Source organism: Pseudomonas reactans (assembly GCF_013387025.1).
GTDB classification, from domain to species: Bacteria; Pseudomonadota; Gammaproteobacteria; order Pseudomonadales; family Pseudomonadaceae; genus Aquipseudomonas; species Aquipseudomonas reactans.
In genome coordinates, this window is sequence record NZ_JACAQP010000030.1 from 1 (window position 1) to 18,276 (window position 18,276).

Below are 18,276 nucleotides of genomic sequence, written 5' to 3' on the forward strand. Positions count from 1 at the left end.
CCGAGTGTTGGGGCAAGAGCGCTTTGGTTACTTTCGACTGGGCCGGCATTCCGGCTTTTCGAAAGTGACCCGCCGTAAGGGCGGAACCCATATCAGCCATCACCGCAGCAACGGATATGTACACCACCACCACCCACCACCCCAACGGAACTTTGCCAAGAAATAACCGCCTGAATCCGGTAGGCTCACCCTTTTCATTCAAGGAGTTACTCCCCATGGCCAAAGCCACCGCCCGTCACATCCTCGTTTCCACTGAAGACAAGTGCAACGAACTCAAGGCCCAAATCGAAGGCGGCGCCGATTTCGCAGAGATCGCCAAAGCCAACTCCAGCTGCCCATCCAGCCGCGACGGCGGCAACCTGGGTTCGTTCGGTCCAGGCCAGATGGTCAAGGAATTCGACACTGTCGTCTTCAGCGCCCCGGTCAACACCGTGCAAGGCCCTGTGAAAACCCAGTTCGGCTACCACCTGCTGGAAGTCACCAGCCGCCAGGACTGATCCAGTCTGCGCTGATGCCCTAAACAACGGCCCGCCTTTTGGTGGGCCGTTGTGCATGTGATGACTGGCGACGCTGATGCCGTTAGCGTACAAATCCCTTTTCTACTTCACACGGCGTTCAAGGCTGACAATGCGATTGGCTTTTTCCTACATTTTTAGTTCGACCCTGGCCCTGCTGCTGGCCAGCACCGCCGTGATCGCGGCACCGCAACCGTACCTGACCGTGTACGGCGAACCGGCCAAGTACCCCGCCGGCTTTACCCATTTCGACTACGCCAACCCGAATGCCCCCAAGGGCGGTAGCCTGCGCCGTTCGGCCATCGAGATCGGGCGCTTTGACCACGTGTTGCCCTATATCGACAAAGGCATCGGGGTTTCCCAGGTCGACGGCTGGCTGTATGCGCCCCTGGCCCAGCGCTCCCTGGACGAGCCCTACACCGTCTACGGCCTGGTGGCCGAAAAAATGGAGCGCGCCGATGACGGCCTGTCGCTGCGTTTTTTCCTCAATCCCAAGGCACGTTTTGCCGACGGTAAACCCATCACCGCCGAAGACGTGCGCTACAGCTTCGACCTGCTGATGACCCAAGGCAGCCTGCGCTTTCGCACTCTGTTTGCCGACGTCAAGCACGTCGAAGTCGAAGGCGAACGTCAGGTACGCTTTGATTTCTCCAGCAATGAAAACCGCACCCTGCCCCTGGACATCGCCACCCTGCCCGTCTTCCCGGAACACTGGTGGAAAACCCGCGATTTCGCCAACGGCGGCGGCTATGAAGCGCCTCTCGGCAGCGGCCCCTATAAAGTCAGCAAGATCGACTCCGGCAGCACCATCACCTTTACCCGCGACCCCAACTGGTGGGGCAAGGACTTGCCCGTCAGCCGTGGCCTGTACAACTTCGATCACTTGAGCCTGGAGTATTTCGGCGACACCGAAGTGGCCCGCCAGGTATTGCGCGGTGGAGCCTACGACTTCAACCGCGAGTTTTCCGCCACCGGCTATTCCATCGGCTATAACGGCCCGGCCCTGGATGATGGCCGCCTGCAACGCGCGCACTTGGCCAAGGAAATGCCGCAACCAGCCCAAGGCTATGTGTTCAATGTGCAAAAACCGATGTTCAAGGACCGCCGCGTGCGCCAGGCCCTGGCGATGCTGTGGGACTTCGAGTGGGCCAACCGGCAGATGATGCGCAACATGTACATCCGCCAGCAAAGCTATTTCTCCAATAGCCCTTTGGCGGCCAGCCAGCCGCCGACCCCAGAAGAACTGGCGATTCTTGAACCCTTGCGCGGCCAGGTGCCCGACGAGGTGTTCACCCAGGTCTTCAAGGCGCCGGTCACCGACGGCAGCGGCATGATCCGCGACAAGCAATTACAGGCCCTGGCCTTGCTGGAGGAAGCCGGCTGGAAACCGGACGGCGACAAACTGGTGAACGCCGAGGGCGAGCCACTGGAGTTCACGTTTCTTAACACTCAGAACGGCCTGGAGCGCCTGCTGCTGCCGTACAAACGTAACCTGGCGCAGATCGGCATTATCTTGAATATCCGCCGTATCGACTCCTCGCAGTACGTCAATCGAATAATGGCCAGGGACTACGACATGATCGTGATCGGCTTTCCTGTCACTACTTCTCCGGGAATGGAGCTGTACAACTACTTCGGCTCGGCAGCAGCCTACGACCCAGGCGCCAACAATTACGCGGTGCTCAAGGACCCGGCCGTCGACAGCCTGATCAAGGGCCTGGTCAAGGCCGACACCCAGGCGCAGATGCTCACCTACGCCCACGCGCTGGACCGGGTGCTGCAATGGAATTACCTGTGGATCCCCAATTACTACCCGCCCGGCACCTCCGCCGCGTGGTGGAATCGCTTCGGCCGCCCGGCCATCGAGGCGAAAAACGATGAAGCCTTGGAAACCTGGTGGGAAATCAGCCCCACGCCACTGACCAACGAACAAATGAATGCTGAGCTGAAAAAACGCGGAGGGGCGCGCTGATGTTTGCCTATATCGTGCGGCGCCTGCTGCTGATCATCCCGACGCTGGTGATCATCCTGCTGGTGAATTTCGTGATCGTACAAGCCGCCCCCGGCGGCCCGGTGGAGCAAGCCATTGCCCACTTGCAAGGCATTGGCGGCGGTGGCGTCGGTGGTTCCTCCGGCGAAGGCATCAGCGGCGGCTCCCGCGCCAGCCGTGGCCTGGACCCAAAGTTGATCGCGGACATCGAAAAACAGTACGGCTTCGACAAGCCGGCTCCGGAACGCCTGTGGCTGATGCTCAAGAGCTACGCGCAGCTGGACTTTGGTAACAGTTTCTTTCGCGGCAAGACGGTGATCGACCTGATCCTGGAAAAAATGCCCGTCACCATCTCCCTCGGCCTCTGGGCCACGCTGATTACCTACCTGGTGTCGATCCCCTTGGGGATTCGCAAGGCGGTGCGCCATGGCAGCAGCTTCGATGTGTGGAGCAGCACCGCGATCGTCATCGGCTACGCGATGCCGGCGTTCCTGTTTGCGATGTTCCTGATCGTGGTGTTTGCCGGCGGTACGTCGCTGAACTGGTTCCCGGTGCGCGGGCTGGTCTCGGAGAACTTCGAAGAGCTGAGTACCGTGGGCAAGATTGCCGATTATTTCTGGCATCTGGTGTTACCGGTTACCTCGTTGGTCATCGGGGGGTTCGCCACGCTGACCATCCTCACCAAAAACTCATTCCTCAATGAAATCACGCGCCAGTACGTGGTGACCGCGCGCGCCAAGGGGCTGAGCGAACGGCGCGTGTTGTACGGCCACGTATTTCGCAACGCCATGTTGCTGGTGATCTCGGGGATTCCCCAGGCGTTCATCGCCGTGTTCTTCGCCGGCTCCCTGCTGATCGAGGTGATCTTTTCCCTCGATGGCCTGGGCCGCATGAGCTACGAAGCCGCCGTCTCCCGCGATTACCCGGTGGTGTTCGGTTCGTTGTTTATCTTCACGTTGTTCGGCCTCTTGATAAAACTCATCGGTGACCTCTGCTACACCCTGGTGGACCCGCGTATCGACTTCGCCGCGAGGAACGCCTGATGCTTAAACTGTCTCCCGTGGCGCGCCGACGTTTCGAGCGCTTCAAGAAGAACCGTCGCGGCTGGTGGTCGCTGTGGCTGTTTATCGGCCTGTTTATCCTGACCCTCGGTGGCGAATTGATCGCCAACGACAAGCCCCTGGTGTTGAGTTTCAAGAACGAACTGTATTTCCCGGTGTTCAAGCGGTACACCGAGCAACAGTTCGGCGGCCAGCTGCCGTTCCAGGCCGACTATCGCAGTGACTACGTGAAAAAGCTGATTGAGGAGGACGGCGGCTGGATGCTGTTCCCGCCGATCCCGTTCAGCGACGACACGCCCAACTACGAACTGACCCGCCCTGCCCCCAGCCCGCCCTCGGCGGTGAACTGGCTGGGCACTGACGACCAGTCACGGGATGTGTTGGCGCGGGTGATCTTTGGTGCGCGGGTATCGATCCTGTTTGCCCTGGCGCTCACCGCGATCAGCGCCGCCATCGGTATTGCGGCCGGCGCATTGCAGGGCTATTACGGCGGCTGGGTGGATTTGATTGGCCAGCGCGTGCTGGAGGTGTGGTCCGGGCTGCCGGTGCTGTACCTGCTGATCATCCTGTCCGGTTTCGTCGAGCCGAATTTCTGGTGGCTGCTGGGGATCATGGCGCTGTTTTCCTGGCTGGCCCTGGTGGACGTGGTGCGCGCCGAGTTCCTGCGCGGGCGCAACCTGGAATACGTCAAGGCCGCACGGGCCTTGGGCTTGGGTGACGGCAAGATCATTCGCCGGCATATCCTCCCCAACGCCATGACCGCGACCTTGAGCTACCTGCCGTTCATCCTGACCGGCGCAATTTCTACCCTGAGCGCCCTGGATTTCCTCGGTTTCGGCATGCCGGCAGGCAGCGCCTCCCTGGGCGAGTTGATCGCCCAGGGCAAGCAGAACCTGCAAGCGCCCTGGCTGGGCCTGACGGCGTTCTTCACACTGGCGCTGATCCTGTCGCTGCTGGTGTTTATCGGCGAGGCATTGCGTGATGCCTTCGACCCACGCTCATGAGTGACCGCCTATGAACCTGATCGAAATCCGCGACCTCAGCGTCGCCTTCAGCGGCCAGACCGTGGTGCGCAACCTGAGCCTGGACGTGCGCCCCGGCGAGTGCCTGGCGCTGGTGGGTGAGTCGGGCTCGGGCAAGTCGGTGACTGCCCACTCGATCCTGCAATTGCTGCCCGAAGCCGGCACTGAAACCAGCGGTTCTATCCAGTACCGCGGCCAGGAATTGATCGGCGCATCGGCGGCGACCCTGCAGAAGCTGCGCGGCAACCGCATTGCGATGATCTTCCAGGAGCCGATGACCTCCCTGAACCCGTTGCACAGCATTGAAAAGCAGATCGGCGAAACCCTGCTGTTGCACAAGGGCCTGGGTGGCAAGGCAGCCCAGGCGCGCATTCTGGAATTGCTTGACCTGGTGGGCATCCAGAAACCACGGGAGCGGCTCAAGGCCTATCCCCATCAACTGTCCGGCGGGCAACGCCAGCGGGTGATGATCGCCATGGCCCTGGCCTGCGAACCGGAACTGCTGATCGCCGACGAACCCACCACCGCGCTGGACGTGACCGTGCAGCGCAAGATCCTGCTGCTGCTCAAGTCCTTGCAACAACGCTTGGGCATGTCGCTGCTGCTGATCAGCCACGACCTCAACCTGGTGCGCAGCATTGCCCAGCGCGTGTGCGTGATGCGCGCAGGCGAGATTGTCGAACAGGCCGACTGCCAGAGCCTGTTCAATGCGCCGCAACACCCGTATAGCCGCCTGTTGCTGGATGCCGAGCCGGACGGTGATGCGCTGTGCAGTGACGAACGCGAAACCGTGTTGCAGGTGGACGACCTGACCGTGCAATTCCCCCTCGGTGGCGGGTTGTTCCGGCGCAAGACCTACCTGCGTGCTGTAGACGGCATCAGCCTCAGCGTGCAACGCGGCAAGACCCTGGGGATTGTCGGCGAGTCCGGTTCGGGCAAATCCACCCTGGGCCAGGCGATCCTGCGGCTGCTGGACTCCACGGGCAGCATCCGCTTCCAGGGTGAAGCCCTCGACCCGCTGAACCACCAGCAGATGCGCCCATGGCGCAAGCAGATGCAGGTGGTGTTCCAGGACCCTTACGGCAGCCTCAGCCCGCGCATGACCGTGGAGCAGATCATCAGCGAAGGCCTGGAGGTGCATGCGCCGTGCAGCCTGGCCGACCGCGATGCGCAAGTGGTGCAGGTGCTCAAGGATGTGGGGCTCGACCCTGCCAGCCGTCACCGTTACCCCCATGAGTTTTCCGGTGGCCAGCGCCAACGCATCGCCATCGCCCGCGCCTTGGTACTCAAGCCGGCGCTGATGCTACTCGACGAACCCACCTCGGCCCTTGACCGTACCGTGCAAAAACAAGTGGTGGCGCTGCTGCGTGAACTGCAGGAGAAGTACGGCCTGACTTACCTGTTTATCAGCCATGACCTCGCGGTGGTGCGCGCGATGGCACATGACATGATCGTGATCAAGGACGGCAAGGTGGTGGAGCGCGGCGCCAGCCATGAGGTGTTCGATGCACCGCAACATCCGTACACCAAAGAGCTGCTGGCAGCGGCGCATATTCCCTTGTAAACACGCCCTCTGTGGGAGCGGGCTTGCTCGCGAAAGCGGTGTATCAGTGCCGGATATGCTTACTGACACGCCGCCTTCGCGAGCAAGCCCGCTCCCACAAGGATCGCGACTCCATGTCCAATTTGTGTTGGTAGCCTAAACATGAACATCACCGATAACCTCAAGGACTATCAGCAGGTTCGTGGCCTGGCCATCCAGTCGCTGTTCGAGATCATCGAACAGTCCAGCGAAGGCACGGTGATTGTCGACCGCGACGCCAATATCGTGTGGATGAACGAGCGCTACGCCAAGCGTTTCGGCCTCAAGAGCGCCGACGAGGCCATCGGCCAGCCGTGTGAACAGGTGATTTCCAACAGCCTGTTGCGCCAGGTGGTGCGCAATGACCAGCCGATCCTGCTGGATATCCAGGACACGCCCAAGGGCCCGCTGGTGGTGATGCGCCTGCCGATCCACAACGAGGCGGGCGCGGTGATCGGGGCGATCGGGTTTGCTCTGTTTGATGAACTGCGCAACCTGTCACCGCTGATCGAGCGCTACCTGAGCATGCAGCAGGAGCTGGCCTCGACACGCTCGTTGCTGCGTTCACGCCAGAGCAAATACAACTTCGCCCACTTTATCGGCACCAGCGCCGCCAGCCTCGAAGTCAAGCGCCGGGCGCGGCGCAGTGCCAGCGCCGAGTCGCCAGTGTTGCTGCTGGGCGAGACCGGCACCGGCAAGGAACTGCTGGCCCAGGCGATTCACGGCGCTTCAAGCCGTGCGCATAAGGCTTTTGTCAGCATCAACAGTGCAGCGATTCCCGCTGACCTGCTCGAAGCCGAGTTCTTCGGCACCGCGCCGGGTGCGTTTACCGGCGCCGACCGCAAGGGCCGTGCGGGCAAATTTCAGATTGCCCAGGGCGGCACGCTGTTCCTCGATGAAATCGGCGACATGCCCCTGCCGTTGCAAAGCAAATTGCTGCGGGTGTTGCAGGAAAAGGAATTCGAGCCGGTCGGCTCCAACGAAATGCTGCACAGCGATGTGCGGGTGATCGCGGCCACGTCGATGGACCTGGAAGCGGCGATCAAACGCGGTGAATTCCGCGCCGACCTGTATTACCGGCTGAATGTACTGCCGATCCAGGTGCCGCCGTTGCGTGAGCGGCTGGAAGATATTCCAGCGTTGAGCGAGGCGATTCTTGAGGAGTTGCGCAGCCAGCATGAGCTGGACCGTGAAGCCCTGGCGCTGCTGGCGCAGCATGCGTGGCCGGGGAATATCCGTGAGCTGCGCAATGTGTTGGAACGCGCGGCGCTGCTGAGTGATGACCTGGTGCTGAATGGCAGGGAAATACGGGCGGCGATTGGTACTTTTACGCCGGTGGCGCGTAGCAGCGCCGTCGCGACGGTTGAGGGGGAAAGTTTCAACACGGCGCGGGAACGGTTTGATCGGCAGATCATCACGGCGGCGTTGAGGGCATGTGAGGGCAATGTGGTGGAGGCCGCCAAGCAGCTGGGGCTTGGGCGGTCGACGTTGTACAAGAAGATGGTGGCGCTGGGAATAAACGAATCTCCATAACGAGACAAAAGTCTCAATTTAAAGACAACCCACTGTAGGAGCGAGCTTGCTCGCGAAAAACCAAATTACACCGCGTTTGTTCAAGCTCCCCGCGTTATCGTTGACGATCTTCGCGAGCAAGCTCGCTCCTACAGGGGGCTCATTTGTCTCTAAATGGAGACGCACTTCAATAAATAGAAATAAAATCTATATATTTCAACAACTTAACTAGTTGGCACACATCTCGCTATAGCCCTTCCTACAGCAACACCCCACAAAAATAACAATCCGATGGAGACACACCATGAGTGTGATCATTGCCCTGGCAGCGCTCGCGCTGCTGATGCTGGCTGCTTACCGTGGCTATAGCGTTATCCTGTTTGCCCCCATCGCCGCCCTCGGCGCTGTCCTGCTCACCGACCCGTCCGCCGTCGCGCCTGCCTTTACCGGCGTGTTCATGGAGAAGATGGTCGGCTTTATCAAACTGTATTTCCCGGTGTTCCTGCTCGGCGCGGTGTTCGGCAAGCTGATCGAGCTGTCGGGCTTTTCGCGCTCCATTGTCGCCGCAGCGATCCGGCTGCTCGGCACCCGCCAGGCGATGCTGGTGATCGTGTTGGTCTGCGCCCTGCTCACCTACGGCGGCGTGTCGCTGTTCGTGGTGGTGTTTGCGGTGTACCCGTTCGCGGCGGAGATGTTCCGCCAGAGCAATATCCCGAAACGTCTGATCCCAGCGACCATCGCCCTCGGCGCGTTCTCGTTCACCATGGACGCCCTGCCCGGCACGCCACAGATCCAGAACATCATCCCCAGCACCTTCTTCAACACCACGGCCTGGGCTGCGCCATGGCTGGGCCTGATTGGCACGATCTTCGTGTTCTGCGCCGGCATGCTGTACCTGGCACGCCAGCGCAACAAGGCGCAACGGGCCGGTGAAGGCTACGGCACCGAGCTGCGCAACGAGCCGGAAACGGCCGACAACCTGGCGCTGCCCAACCCCTGGATCGCGCTGTCGCCGCTGATTCTGGTGGGCGTGATGAACCTGCTGTTCACCCACTGGATCCCGCAGTGGTACGGCAAGACCCACAGCCTCGCCCTGCCAGGCATGACCACCCCGGTGACCACCGAAATCGCCAAGCTCACCGCGATCTGGGCGGTGCAGGCGGCATTGCTGGTGGGGATTATCGTGGTACTGGTGTTCGGCTTCTCGGCAATCAAAAGCAAGCTCGCCGAAGGCAGCAAGAGCGCGGTCAGCGGTGCATTGCTGGCGGCGATGAACACCGCGTCGGAATACGGCTTTGGCGCCGTGATCGCCTCGCTGCCGGGCTTTCTGGTGCTGGCGGACTGGCTCAAGGGCATCCCCAACCCACTGGTCAACGAAGCGATCACCGTGACCCTGCTGGCCGGCATCACCGGCTCGGCGTCGGGTGGCATGAGCATCGCGCTGGCGGCCATGTCCGAGAGCTTTATTTCGGCGGCCCATGCGGCCAATATCCCCCTTGAAGTACTGCACCGCGTCGCAGCCATGGCCAGCGGCGGCATGGACACCCTGCCCCACAACGGCGCGGTGATCACGCTGCTGGCGGTCACCGGCCTGACGCACCGCGAAGCCTACAAGGACATTTTCGGCATCACGATCATCAAGACCCTCGCGGTGTTCGTGGTGATCGGTACTTTCTACGCCACCGGCATTGTGTGAGGTTTTCATGACGACATTGAACGGCAAGACCGCCCTGGTCACCGGCTCCACCAGCGGCATCGGCTTGGGGATTGCCTTGAGCCTGGCCAAGGCCGGCGCCAACCTGATCCTCAACGGCTTCGGCGACGCCAGCGCGGTGATCGCCCAGGTACAGGCGTTCGGCGGCAAGGTCGGCCATCACCCGGCGGACGTCAGCGACCCGGCGCAAATCGCCGACATGATCACCTACGCCGAGCGTGAATTCGGCGGCGTGGATATCCTGGTGAACAATGCCGGCATCCAGCATGTGGCGGCGGTCGAAGACTTCCCCGCCGAACGCTGGGACTCGATCATTGCGATCAACCTGTCGTCGGTGTTCCACAGCACACGCTTGAGTTTGCCGGGCATGAAGGCCAAGGGCTGGGGGCGTATTGTCAATATCGCCTCGGTGCATGGCCAGGTCGGTTCGGTGGGCAAGGCGGCGTATGTGGCGGCCAAGCACGGCGTGATTGGTTTGACCAAGGTCGTTGGCCTGGAAACCGCTACCAGCAACGTCACCTGCAACGCCATCTGCCCCGGCTGGGTGCTGACGCCGCTGGTGCAGAAGCAGATTGATGACCGTGCCGCCGCAGGCGTTGACCCGCAGCAGGCGCAGCATGATCTGCTGGCGGAAAAGCAGCCGTCGCTGGAGTTTGTGACACCGCCGCAATTGGGCGAGTTGGTGCTGTTTTTGTGCAGCGAAGCCGGCAGCCAGGTGCGCGGCGCGGCGTGGAATATCGACGGCGGCTGGCTGGCCCAGTAGATCAAGCACCGATAATCCAATGTGGGAGCTGGCTTGCCTGCGATAGCGGTGGGTCAGTTAACCCATCGCAGACTGACACACCGCTATCGCAGGCAAGCCAGCTCCCACAGTTTAGATCTGCGTTGGTTCAAGAATAAGAGGCAGCTCTATGTCCGACATCCTCTGGCAACCCTCCCCGGAACGCATCGCCCACACGCGGATGGACCAGTTCCGGCGCTACATCAACCAGCGCTACAGCGTGCAGCTCAGCGACTACCCGGCGCTTCATCAGTGGAGCATCGACCAGCGCGCGGATTTCTGGCGGGCGATCGTGGAATACTTCGACGTGCAATTTCGCAGCCCGCCCACGGCGGTGCTGATCGAAGACACCGAAATGCCCAGCGCCCAATGGTTTCCCGGCGCGACCCTGAACTTTGCCGAGCATCTGCTGCGCCGCCGCGACGATCACCCCGCCGTGGTCGCCCTCAGTGAAGACGGTCAGCGCGAGCAATTGACCTACGCCGAACTGGCCGCCCATGTCGCTGGCCTGCAAAACAGCCTGCGGGCGGCCGGTGTGGTCCAGGGTGATCGCGTCGCGGCGTGCATGCCCAATACCTGGCAAACCCTGGTGGGCATGCTTGCCACCACCAGCCTCGGCGCAATCTGGTCGTGCTCATCGCCGGACTTCGGCACCCAGGGCGTGATCGACCGGTTCGGCCAGATCGAACCCAAGGTGCTGATCACCTGCGCCGGTTATCGCTATGCCGGCAAAACCATCGACCAGACCACCAAACTCAACGAAATCCTCGAACGCCTGCCGTCCCTGGAGCAGTTGATCATCGTGCCGTACACGCGTCCCCAGGCAAGGATCGAGGACTATCAGACCCACGCCCGCGTCGCGCTGTGGCAGGACTTCTATCAGCCCGGCGGCGAGCCTGAATTCGTCGCGGTGCCGTTCGATCATCCGCTGTACATCCTCTATTCCAGCGGCACCACCGGCGTGCCCAAGTGCATCATCCACAGCACCGGCGGCGTGCTGCTCACCCACCTCAAGGAACACGGCCTGCATGCCGACCTGTCCCGCGAGGACTGCCTGTTCTACTACACCACCTGCGGCTGGATGATGTGGAACTGGCTGGTGTCGGTCCTGGCCATCGGCGCCACGGCGGTGCTGTATGACGGTTCGCCGTTTCACCCAGGCCCCGAGCGGCTGATCGACCTGATTGATGCCGAGAAGATCAGCGTGTTCGGTACCAGTCCCAAGTTTCTCGCCACCTTGGAAAAAGCCGGCTTGCAACCGCGCCTCAGCCACGACCTGAGCAGTCTCAAAGGCTTGATTTCGACCGGTTCGCCACTATCGCCCCAGAGCTACGACTACGTGTACCGCGAGATCAAGGGCGAGCTGTGCCTGTCGTCCATGTCCGGTGGCACCGATATCGTCTCCTGCTTTGTGATCGGCAACCCGGTGCTGCCGGTGCGTCGCGGTGAAATGCAGTGCAAGAGCCTGGCGATGGCCATTGAGGTGTGGGACGACCAGGGCCAGCCGTTGGTCGGCGAAAAAGGCGAGCTGGTGTGCACCCGGCATTTCCCGGCCATGCCCATCGGGCTATGGAACGATCCGGAGCGCAAGAAACTGCTCGCTTCATATTTCAGCCAGTTCCCCGGCGTCTGGGCCCAAGGGGACTACGCCGAACAGCGCCCCAACGGCAGCCTGCTGATTCACGGGCGCTCCGACGCAGTGCTCAACCCCGGCGGCGTGCGGATCGGCACGGCCGAGATTTACCGCCAGGTGGACAAAGTCCCACAAGTGCAGGAAAGCCTGGCCATCGGCCAACGTTGGCAGGACGACGTGCGCGTGGTGCTGTTCGTGCGCCTCAACGAGGGTGTCGAGCTGGACGACGCCCTGGAGCAGCAGATCCGCCAGGTGATCCGCGCCAACACCACACCGCGCCACGTGCCGGCGAAGATCCTCGCTGTCACCGATATCCCCCGCACCATCAGCGGCAAGATCGTCGAATTGGCGGTGCGCAATGTGGTGCACGGTGAGCCGGTGAAGAACACCGACGCCCTGGCCAACCCGCAGGCGCTGGAGCAGTTTCGCGACCGGCCTGAACTGGCGAACGGATGAAAGGTTTCAGCGCTGACGCACTCATTTGAAGACAAACCCCGAATGCATGCTATTTTTCGGGGGTAGTCACCCATTCCCAAGTCACGGGATAATGGGTGTTGTCATTTTTCAAAGCGTTACGCTCAGGGCTTTTTCATGATTGGAACATCCACCGGTAGCGAAGCCGCCGCATTGATTGCGCGGCTGGACTGGGCGCAAAGCCCGCTCGGTGAGGCCAGTGGGTGGCCGCAAAGCCTGCGCACCGCCGTGGATATCGTCGTCCACTCGCCGATGCCGATGCTCCTGCTGTGGGGCGACCAACTCACGCAACTCTACAACGACGGCTTCGCCCAGTTGGCCGGCAACAAACATCCTGAAGCAATGGGGCAGCCGGCGCATCAGACCTGGCCGGAGCTGGAAAGCTTTACCGCGCCGATCTATGACGCCGTACTCAGCGGCCAGGTGCGCACCTTCAGCGAGCAGCGCTTTGTGCTGCAACGCAACAATCGCGACATGGAAATCTGGCTGGACCTGACCTACAGCCCGATCCGCGATGAAAGCACCCGAGTGGCCGGCATCCTGGTCACCGCCATCGAAACCAATGAACGCCGCAAGGCACAGCACAACACCGAGCAACGCTTGCAGTTGGCCTTGGCCGCCACCGATGCGGTGGGCACCTGGGACTGGGACATCGGCGAAGACCGCTTTATCGCCGACGCGCATTTCGCCTATCTGCACGGCGTCGACCCCAGCGATGCGCGCCTGTTGCCGATCAGCGACTACCTGCACGGGGTACACCCGGAAGACCGTGGCATGGTGGCGCGCAGTATCAAGCACTGCATCACCTTCGGCACCGAGTACGCCGAGGAATACCGCCTGTTGCAGGCCGATGGCCAGATACGCTGGGTGTTCGCCCGGGGCCGCTGCTACAAGGATCATCAAGGTCGGCCGACACGGTTCCTCGGCGCCGCACTGGACCTGACCGAACGCAAACACACCGAACAGGCCCTGCGCCAGAGCCAGACCGAGCTGCAGTTGATCATCAACGCCATGCCGGTGCTGATCGGTTACGTCGACCATGAACAGCGCTTTCGCCTGAACAACAGCGCGTACCTGGAGTGGTACGGGATGACGCCCCAGGAACTGTACGGCAAGACCATCCGCGAAGTGCTCGGCGACGCGGTGTATGCCGGACGTGAAGACAAGATCGCCGCCGCGCTCAAGGGCAAGGCCTGCAGCTTCATGACCATCACCCCCCACCGCGACGGCCGCCCACGCCACGCCTTGATGAAGTACCTGCCGCGCTTCAGCAATGACGGTTCGGTGAACGGTTTCTACATCTTCGTGATCGATGAAACCGAACGCAAACTCACCGAGGAAGCCCTGCGCCACCTCAACGAAAACCTTGAAGAACGCGTGGCCCAGCGCACCCAGGCCCTGGCGGAGGCCAACCAACGCCTGCAAAACGAGATGTACGAGCGTGAGCGCGCCGAAGACGCGCTACGCCATGCGCAGAAAATGGAGGCCGTGGGTCAGCTCACCGGCGGGATTGCCCACGATTTCAACAATATGCTCACCGGCATTATCGGCAGCCTGGACCTGATGCAGCGTTACATCGCCGCCGGGCGCAGTGACGAGATCGGCCGTTTTACCGATGCCGCCGTGGCCTCCGCCCATCGCGCCGCCGCCCTCACCCACCGTTTGCTGGCGTTCTCACGCCGCCAGTCGCTGGACCGGCGCCCGCTGGACCCGAACCAATTGGTCGCCTCCCTGGAAGACTTGTTCCGCCGCACCAAAGGCGCGCACATCGCGCTGAAGGTGCAACTGGGCCACGACATCTGGGCGGTGAATACCGACGCCAGCCAACTGGAAAACGCCCTGCTCAACCTGGTGATCAACGCCCGTGACGCCATGCCCGACGGCGGCGAACTGCTGATCGAAACCGCCAATAGCTACCTGGACGGCACCGACATCACCACCCTTGAACCGGTCAAGGCTGGCGACTACGTGATGCTCGGTGTGTGCGACAACGGCACCGGCATGGCACCGAAGATTCTGGCCAAGGCTTTCGATCCCTTTTTCACCACCAAGCCCATCGGCCAGGGCACCGGCCTGGGGCTGTCGATGATCTATGGCTTTGCCCAACAGTCCGGCGGCCACGTGACCATCCACAGCGAGCCGGGCCTGGGCACCTGCGTGCGTCTGTACCTGCCGCGCCTGTATGGCACGGCACTGGAAAGCAGTTTGCCCGCCAGCCTCGGTGAAGCACCGGTGGCCCTGGCCGGCGAAGCCGTGGTGGTGGTCGAAGACGACCCGGCGGTGCGCATGCTGGTGGTCAATGTGCTCGATGAACTGGGCTACACCGCCCACCAGGCGGCGGATGCACGGGCGGCACTGCCGCTGCTGGAGTCGGATTTGCGTGTGGACTTACTGGTCACCGATGTCGGACTGCCGGGCATGAACGGCCGGCAACTGGCAGAGATCGCACGCCAACACCGCCCCGGACTGCGCGTATTGTTCATGACCGGTTATGCCGAAAAAGCCGCCGAACGCCAAGGTTTCCTGGAGGACGGCATGGACATGGTCGCCAAGCCGTTCTCCATCGACCTGCTGGCCACCAAAATCCGCAGCATGATCAGCGTGGTCGAATGAGTTCAGGCATAATCGCGCGCCGTCGCACACCAGGTAGAGATCAATGAAAGCCCAAGCCCGTCATATCCTGGTGAAAACCAGCGAAGAAGCCGAACAACTCAAGCAGCGCATTGCCAAGGGCGAAGCCTTTGATGTGCTGGCCAAGAAGTACTCCACCTGCCCGTCCGGCAAGCGTGGCGGCGATTTGGGTGAAGTGCGGCCTGGGCAGATGGTGGGGGCGATTGATGCGGTGATTTTCAAGAAGCCGGTGAAGGTGGTTCACGGGCCGATCAAGAGCAAGTTTGGGTACCACCTGGTGCAGGTGTTCTACCGCGACTGACAGGCATGTAGCCTGCCCATTGTGGCGAGCCCGCTCGCCACAACAGATCCGCTTAACCTTTGGGAATGAGTGCGCCGGGCACTTGGATGACCCGACTGGCCAGCCGATGCCCGGCCAGCGCAGCTTCCTCCGGCGAGCCTCCCTTGAGCCGGCAGGCCAAATACGCCGCACTGAACGAATCCCCCGCCGCTGTCGTATCCACCACCTTTTCCACCTTCAGCGCCGGCACGGCAAAGCGCTCGCCCTTGCAACGGATCAGGCATTCATCCGCCCCACGCTTAAGCACCACCTCTTCAATCCCCGGATACGCCGCGAACACCTGTTCACTGTCGGCATAACCAAACAACGCACGCTCGTCATCTTCGGTCAACAAGGCGATATCCACCTCGGCCAAGACACGGTGATACGCCGTGCGGGCCGCTTCAACACTGGCCCAGAGGCGCGGCCGATAGTTGTTGTCGAACACCACCTTGCCGCCTCGCCGACGGGTCTCGAGCAGGGTTTGCAGCAAGCGCTCACGGCCGATGTCACCCAACACCGCCAGGGTGATGCCGCTGAAATACACCACGTCGTAGTCCGGCAAGGCGGCCAGGATCGGCTCGGCGGCGGGCGTAGTGAAACAGTCACGCACGGCGGCTTCGTTGCGCCAGTAGAGGAATTTGCGTTCGCCATTGGCGTCGGTCTGGATGCAGTACAAACCCGGCAAACGTCCGGGCAGGCGCTGGACCATGCCCAGGCCCAGGCCTTCCTGCGTCCATTGCTGGCACATGGCATCGCTGAAGCTGTCATCACCCAGAGCGGTGACGTAGTCGACGCTGCCGGTGCTGCCCAGCTCGCGGCGCAGGTACACCGCCGCATTCAAGGTGTCGCCGCCGAAGCCCTGGCGCAGGCTACCGTCAGCGCGGTGTTGCAGTTCGATCATGCATTCGCCGATAAGGGCGATGCGGGGTTGGGTGGTCATGGCGATTGTCTCGGTTAGGGCTGATGACCCCTTCGCGAGCAAGCCCGCTCCCACATTTGGAATGCATTTCAAGTGTGGGAGCGGGCTTGCTCGCGAAGGGGGCGACGCGGTCTAGAAACAGGTATGCAGGCTTTCGATCACCTGCAACTGCTCATCCACCAGGCAGCCAACCTGCCACTTGTCGAACGTCAAACAAGGATGGGACGTGCCAAAGGAAATGATGTCGCCAATCCGCAACTCAACCCCTGGCGCCACGGTCATGAACGCATGCTGGTCCATCACCGCCGTGACCTTGCACGCGCCCACGTCATCACCTTCTGCCGGCAAAATACCGGCCTTGTAGCGCTTGAGCGGCACCGGCAAACCGGCGTCGTAGGCCACGTCGCGCTTGCCCAGGGCGATCACCGCAAAACCCGGCTCGGGCAACGATTGCACATGGGCCCAGACTTCCAGGGCCGGGCGCAGGCCTTCATTGAGGTCGCTGCGACGATCAAGGACGCAGCATTGCGCGTCTTTGTAGATACCGTGGTCATGGGCCACGTAGCTGCCGGGGCGCAGCACGCTGAGGAAACGTCCGGCGGCGTTTTGCTCCTCGAACGACTCGGCAATCAAGTCATACCACGCCGAACCTGAGGCCGTGACGATAGGCTTGGGCAGGTCGAAAGAACCATTGTTCTGCAAGTCAACGGCCAAGCGCACCAAGCTCGCGGCGAAGTCGCGAATGCCGCTGATGGCATGCTCGCCATGGATCACGCCTTCATAGCCTTCGATACCGGTGAGGGCCAGGGCCGGCTGGGCCTTGATCGCCTTGGCCAGGTCACGCACTTCCTGCTCGCTACGGCAGCCGCAACGGCCGCCGACCACGCCATATTCGATCATCACGTTCAGGCGCAGGCCACGGGCGGCGAAGAACAGCCCCAGGTCGGCGACGTTGTCCGGGTGATCGACCATGCAGTGGAAGTCGAAGTCCTTGTCGGCCAACAGGTCAGCGATCAACGCCATGTTCGGCGCGCCCACCAGTTGGTTGGCCATCAGCACGCGACGCACGCCACCGGCATACGCAGCGCGGGTCTGCACGGCATTCGCCAGGGTAATTCCCCAGGCTCCCGCTTCGATCTGGCGCTGAAACAGCGCCGGCATCATGCTGGTCTTGCCATGGGGCGCCAGCTCCGCGCCACTTTTGCTGACGAAGTCCTGCATCCAGCGGATGTTGTGTTCCAGGGCGTCGCGGTGCAGCACCAGGGCAGGCAGGCTGACGTCACGGACCAGGTGGGCCCCGACGGCGGCGGCGCCCTTTTCAACGGCATTGATGGCAGACATGGAAAACTCCTATTCGTTGATACGCCGGGCCAGGTTGTTGGCGCTGTCGATCAACACCCGGCGATAGTCGTTGTAGTTTTTTGTGGCATCGGCGCGTGGAGCGACGATGCACAGCGTCGCGATGCTGATGCCTTGCGCGTCCCGCACCGGGGCGGCAAAACAATGGGTAAAGGTGTCGGCCACGCTGTCGAAGGAGAAGAAGCCATCGAGGGTGGCCTGACGGATTTGCGCCAGAAAGGTCTCCAGCGCCAAGCGCTGGCCGTCCGGCAGGATGAAGTCGTCGTGATCGATCAGGTCTATGATCTGCTGGTCGCTCAAGTGCCCCAGCAACAGGCGCCCGGAAGCGGTCCACGGGATCGGCGCGTTTTCGCCGATGTCCGAGGAAATACGGAAATGCCGCTCGCCTTCACGCATCAGCGCCACCGTGTATTTGCGCCCGTTGAGCAGGCACATCTGCGCGGTTTCGTGGGTCTGGCTGACGATTTCCTGCAAGGCGTGGTCGGCCTCGCGGGTCAGGTCGAAATGGCGCAGGTGCGCCTGGCCGAGAAAATACAGCTGACGGCCGAGGTAGACGTGACCGTCCTTGCCCACCGTTTCCAGGATGCGCCGCTCAAGCAGCGACGCCACCAGTTCGTAGACAGTGGACTTGGGGCTGCCGATGCCGCTGGCAATATCATTCGGGCGCAGGGGCTGGCCGATTTCCTTGAGAAAATCGAGGATATCGAATGCACGGTCCAGGCCTTTGGCGCGGCGTTTGATGGTGTCTTCGGTCATGGCAA

General features: G+C 61.9%; 14 protein-coding genes and 1 pseudogene. 11 read left to right on the forward strand and 4 right to left on the reverse strand.

Annotation, left to right across the window (positions count from 1 at the left end; genetic code table 11):
- Positions 1 to 202 (reverse strand): annotated as a pseudogene (locus HX793_RS31030) (hypothetical protein); the annotation flags it as partial.
- 13 nt (positions 203 to 215) lie between these two features.
- On the opposite strand from HX793_RS31030, the gene HX793_RS23960 reads away from it, so the two are divergent.
- From HX793_RS23960 to HX793_RS24010, 11 genes are all read left to right on the forward strand, one after another.
- Complete coding sequence (locus HX793_RS23960; RefSeq protein WP_010210937.1) at positions 216 to 497, forward strand: peptidylprolyl isomerase; 282 nt, start codon at positions 216 to 218, stop codon at positions 495 to 497.
- 130 nt (positions 498 to 627) lie between these two features.
- Entirely contained in the window at positions 628 to 2,487 is a 1,860-nt protein-coding gene (locus tag HX793_RS23965; RefSeq protein ID WP_177094397.1) for an extracellular solute-binding protein, read from the forward strand.
- Positions 2,487 to 3,548 (forward strand): microcin C ABC transporter permease YejB, encoded by a 1,062-nt coding sequence (locus HX793_RS23970; protein ID WP_016976573.1) that lies wholly within the window; start codon positions 2,487 to 2,489, stop codon positions 3,546 to 3,548. Before HX793_RS23965 ends, HX793_RS23970 begins: the two co-directional genes overlap by 1 nt.
- Positions 3,548 to 4,570 (forward strand): ABC transporter permease, encoded by a 1,023-nt coding sequence (locus HX793_RS23975; RefSeq protein ID WP_177053733.1) that lies wholly within the window; start codon positions 3,548 to 3,550, stop codon positions 4,568 to 4,570. Before HX793_RS23970 ends, HX793_RS23975 begins: the two co-directional genes overlap by 1 nt.
- A 10-nt stretch (positions 4,571 to 4,580) precedes the next feature.
- The gene (locus HX793_RS23980) at positions 4,581 to 6,152 is read left to right on the forward strand and encodes an ABC transporter ATP-binding protein (protein WP_177094395.1); all 1,572 of its coding nucleotides are present in this window, start codon (positions 4,581 to 4,583) and stop codon (positions 6,150 to 6,152) included.
- A 141-nt stretch (positions 6,153 to 6,293) separates the two neighbouring features.
- Complete coding sequence (locus HX793_RS23985) at positions 6,294 to 7,703, forward strand: sigma-54 interaction domain-containing protein (RefSeq protein ID WP_177094393.1); 1,410 nt, start codon at positions 6,294 to 6,296, stop codon at positions 7,701 to 7,703.
- Between the two features lie 283 nt (positions 7,704 to 7,986).
- Entirely contained in the window at positions 7,987 to 9,378 is a 1,392-nt protein-coding gene (locus HX793_RS23990) for a GntP family permease (RefSeq protein WP_177053736.1), read from the forward strand.
- A 7-nt stretch (positions 9,379 to 9,385) separates the two neighbouring features.
- Positions 9,386 to 10,159, forward strand: coding sequence for a 3-hydroxybutyrate dehydrogenase (locus tag HX793_RS23995; protein ID WP_177061918.1), 774 nt, complete (start codon positions 9,386 to 9,388; stop codon positions 10,157 to 10,159).
- A 148-nt stretch (positions 10,160 to 10,307) separates the two neighbouring features.
- Entirely contained in the window at positions 10,308 to 12,266 is a 1,959-nt protein-coding gene (locus HX793_RS24000) for an acetoacetate--CoA ligase (RefSeq protein ID WP_177094391.1), read from the forward strand.
- Between the two features lie 135 nt (positions 12,267 to 12,401).
- Positions 12,402 to 14,897 (forward strand): PAS domain-containing hybrid sensor histidine kinase/response regulator, encoded by a 2,496-nt coding sequence (locus tag HX793_RS24005; RefSeq protein ID WP_177094389.1) that lies wholly within the window; start codon positions 12,402 to 12,404, stop codon positions 14,895 to 14,897.
- 43 nt (positions 14,898 to 14,940) lie between these two features.
- Positions 14,941 to 15,216 carry a peptidylprolyl isomerase gene (locus tag HX793_RS24010; protein ID WP_003174397.1) on the forward strand — a complete coding sequence of 92 codons (276 nt, stop codon included), beginning with the start codon at positions 14,941 to 14,943 and terminating at the stop codon, positions 15,214 to 15,216.
- 52 nt (positions 15,217 to 15,268) lie between these two features.
- On the opposite strand, the gene HX793_RS24015 is transcribed toward HX793_RS24010, so the two are convergent.
- The 3 genes from HX793_RS24015 to HX793_RS24025 form a co-directional block, all read right to left on the reverse strand.
- Positions 15,269 to 16,177, reverse strand: coding sequence for a sugar kinase (locus HX793_RS24015; protein WP_177094387.1), 909 nt, complete (start codon positions 16,175 to 16,177; stop codon positions 15,269 to 15,271).
- 111 nt (positions 16,178 to 16,288) lie between these two features.
- Complete coding sequence (locus HX793_RS24020; RefSeq protein ID WP_177094385.1) at positions 16,289 to 17,497, reverse strand: amino acid deaminase; 1,209 nt, start codon at positions 17,495 to 17,497, stop codon at positions 16,289 to 16,291.
- A 9-nt stretch (positions 17,498 to 17,506) separates the two neighbouring features.
- Positions 17,507 to 18,271, reverse strand: coding sequence for an IclR family transcriptional regulator (locus tag HX793_RS24025; RefSeq protein WP_177053742.1), 765 nt, complete (start codon positions 18,269 to 18,271; stop codon positions 17,507 to 17,509).
- Positions 18,272 to 18,276: the final 5 nt, after the last annotated feature.

Coding starts and splice junctions, on each gene's coding strand:
- HX793_RS23960 (WP_010210937.1), top strand. CDS start 216: ATGGCCAAAGCCACCGCCCGTCACATCCTCGTTTCCACTGAAGACAAG.
- HX793_RS23965 (WP_177094397.1), top strand. CDS start 628: ATGCGATTGGCTTTTTCCTACATTTTTAGTTCGACCCTGGCCCTGCTG.
- HX793_RS23970 (WP_016976573.1), top strand. CDS start 2,487: ATGTTTGCCTATATCGTGCGGCGCCTGCTGCTGATCATCCCGACGCTG.
- HX793_RS23975 (WP_177053733.1), top strand. CDS start 3,548: ATGCTTAAACTGTCTCCCGTGGCGCGCCGACGTTTCGAGCGCTTCAAG.
- HX793_RS23980 (WP_177094395.1), top strand. CDS start 4,581: ATGAACCTGATCGAAATCCGCGACCTCAGCGTCGCCTTCAGCGGCCAG.
- HX793_RS23985 (WP_177094393.1), top strand. CDS start 6,294: ATGAACATCACCGATAACCTCAAGGACTATCAGCAGGTTCGTGGCCTG.
- HX793_RS23990 (WP_177053736.1), top strand. CDS start 7,987: ATGAGTGTGATCATTGCCCTGGCAGCGCTCGCGCTGCTGATGCTGGCT.
- HX793_RS23995 (WP_177061918.1), top strand. CDS start 9,386: ATGACGACATTGAACGGCAAGACCGCCCTGGTCACCGGCTCCACCAGC.
- HX793_RS24000 (WP_177094391.1), top strand. CDS start 10,308: ATGTCCGACATCCTCTGGCAACCCTCCCCGGAACGCATCGCCCACACG.
- HX793_RS24005 (WP_177094389.1), top strand. CDS start 12,402: ATGATTGGAACATCCACCGGTAGCGAAGCCGCCGCATTGATTGCGCGG.
- HX793_RS24010 (WP_003174397.1), top strand. CDS start 14,941: ATGAAAGCCCAAGCCCGTCATATCCTGGTGAAAACCAGCGAAGAAGCC.
- HX793_RS24015 (WP_177094387.1), bottom strand. CDS start 16,177: ATGACCACCCAACCCCGCATCGCCCTTATCGGCGAATGCATGATCGAA.
- HX793_RS24020 (WP_177094385.1), bottom strand. CDS start 17,497: ATGTCTGCCATCAATGCCGTTGAAAAGGGCGCCGCCGCCGTCGGGGCC.
- HX793_RS24025 (WP_177053742.1), bottom strand. CDS start 18,271: ATGACCGAAGACACCATCAAACGCCGCGCCAAAGGCCTGGACCGTGCA.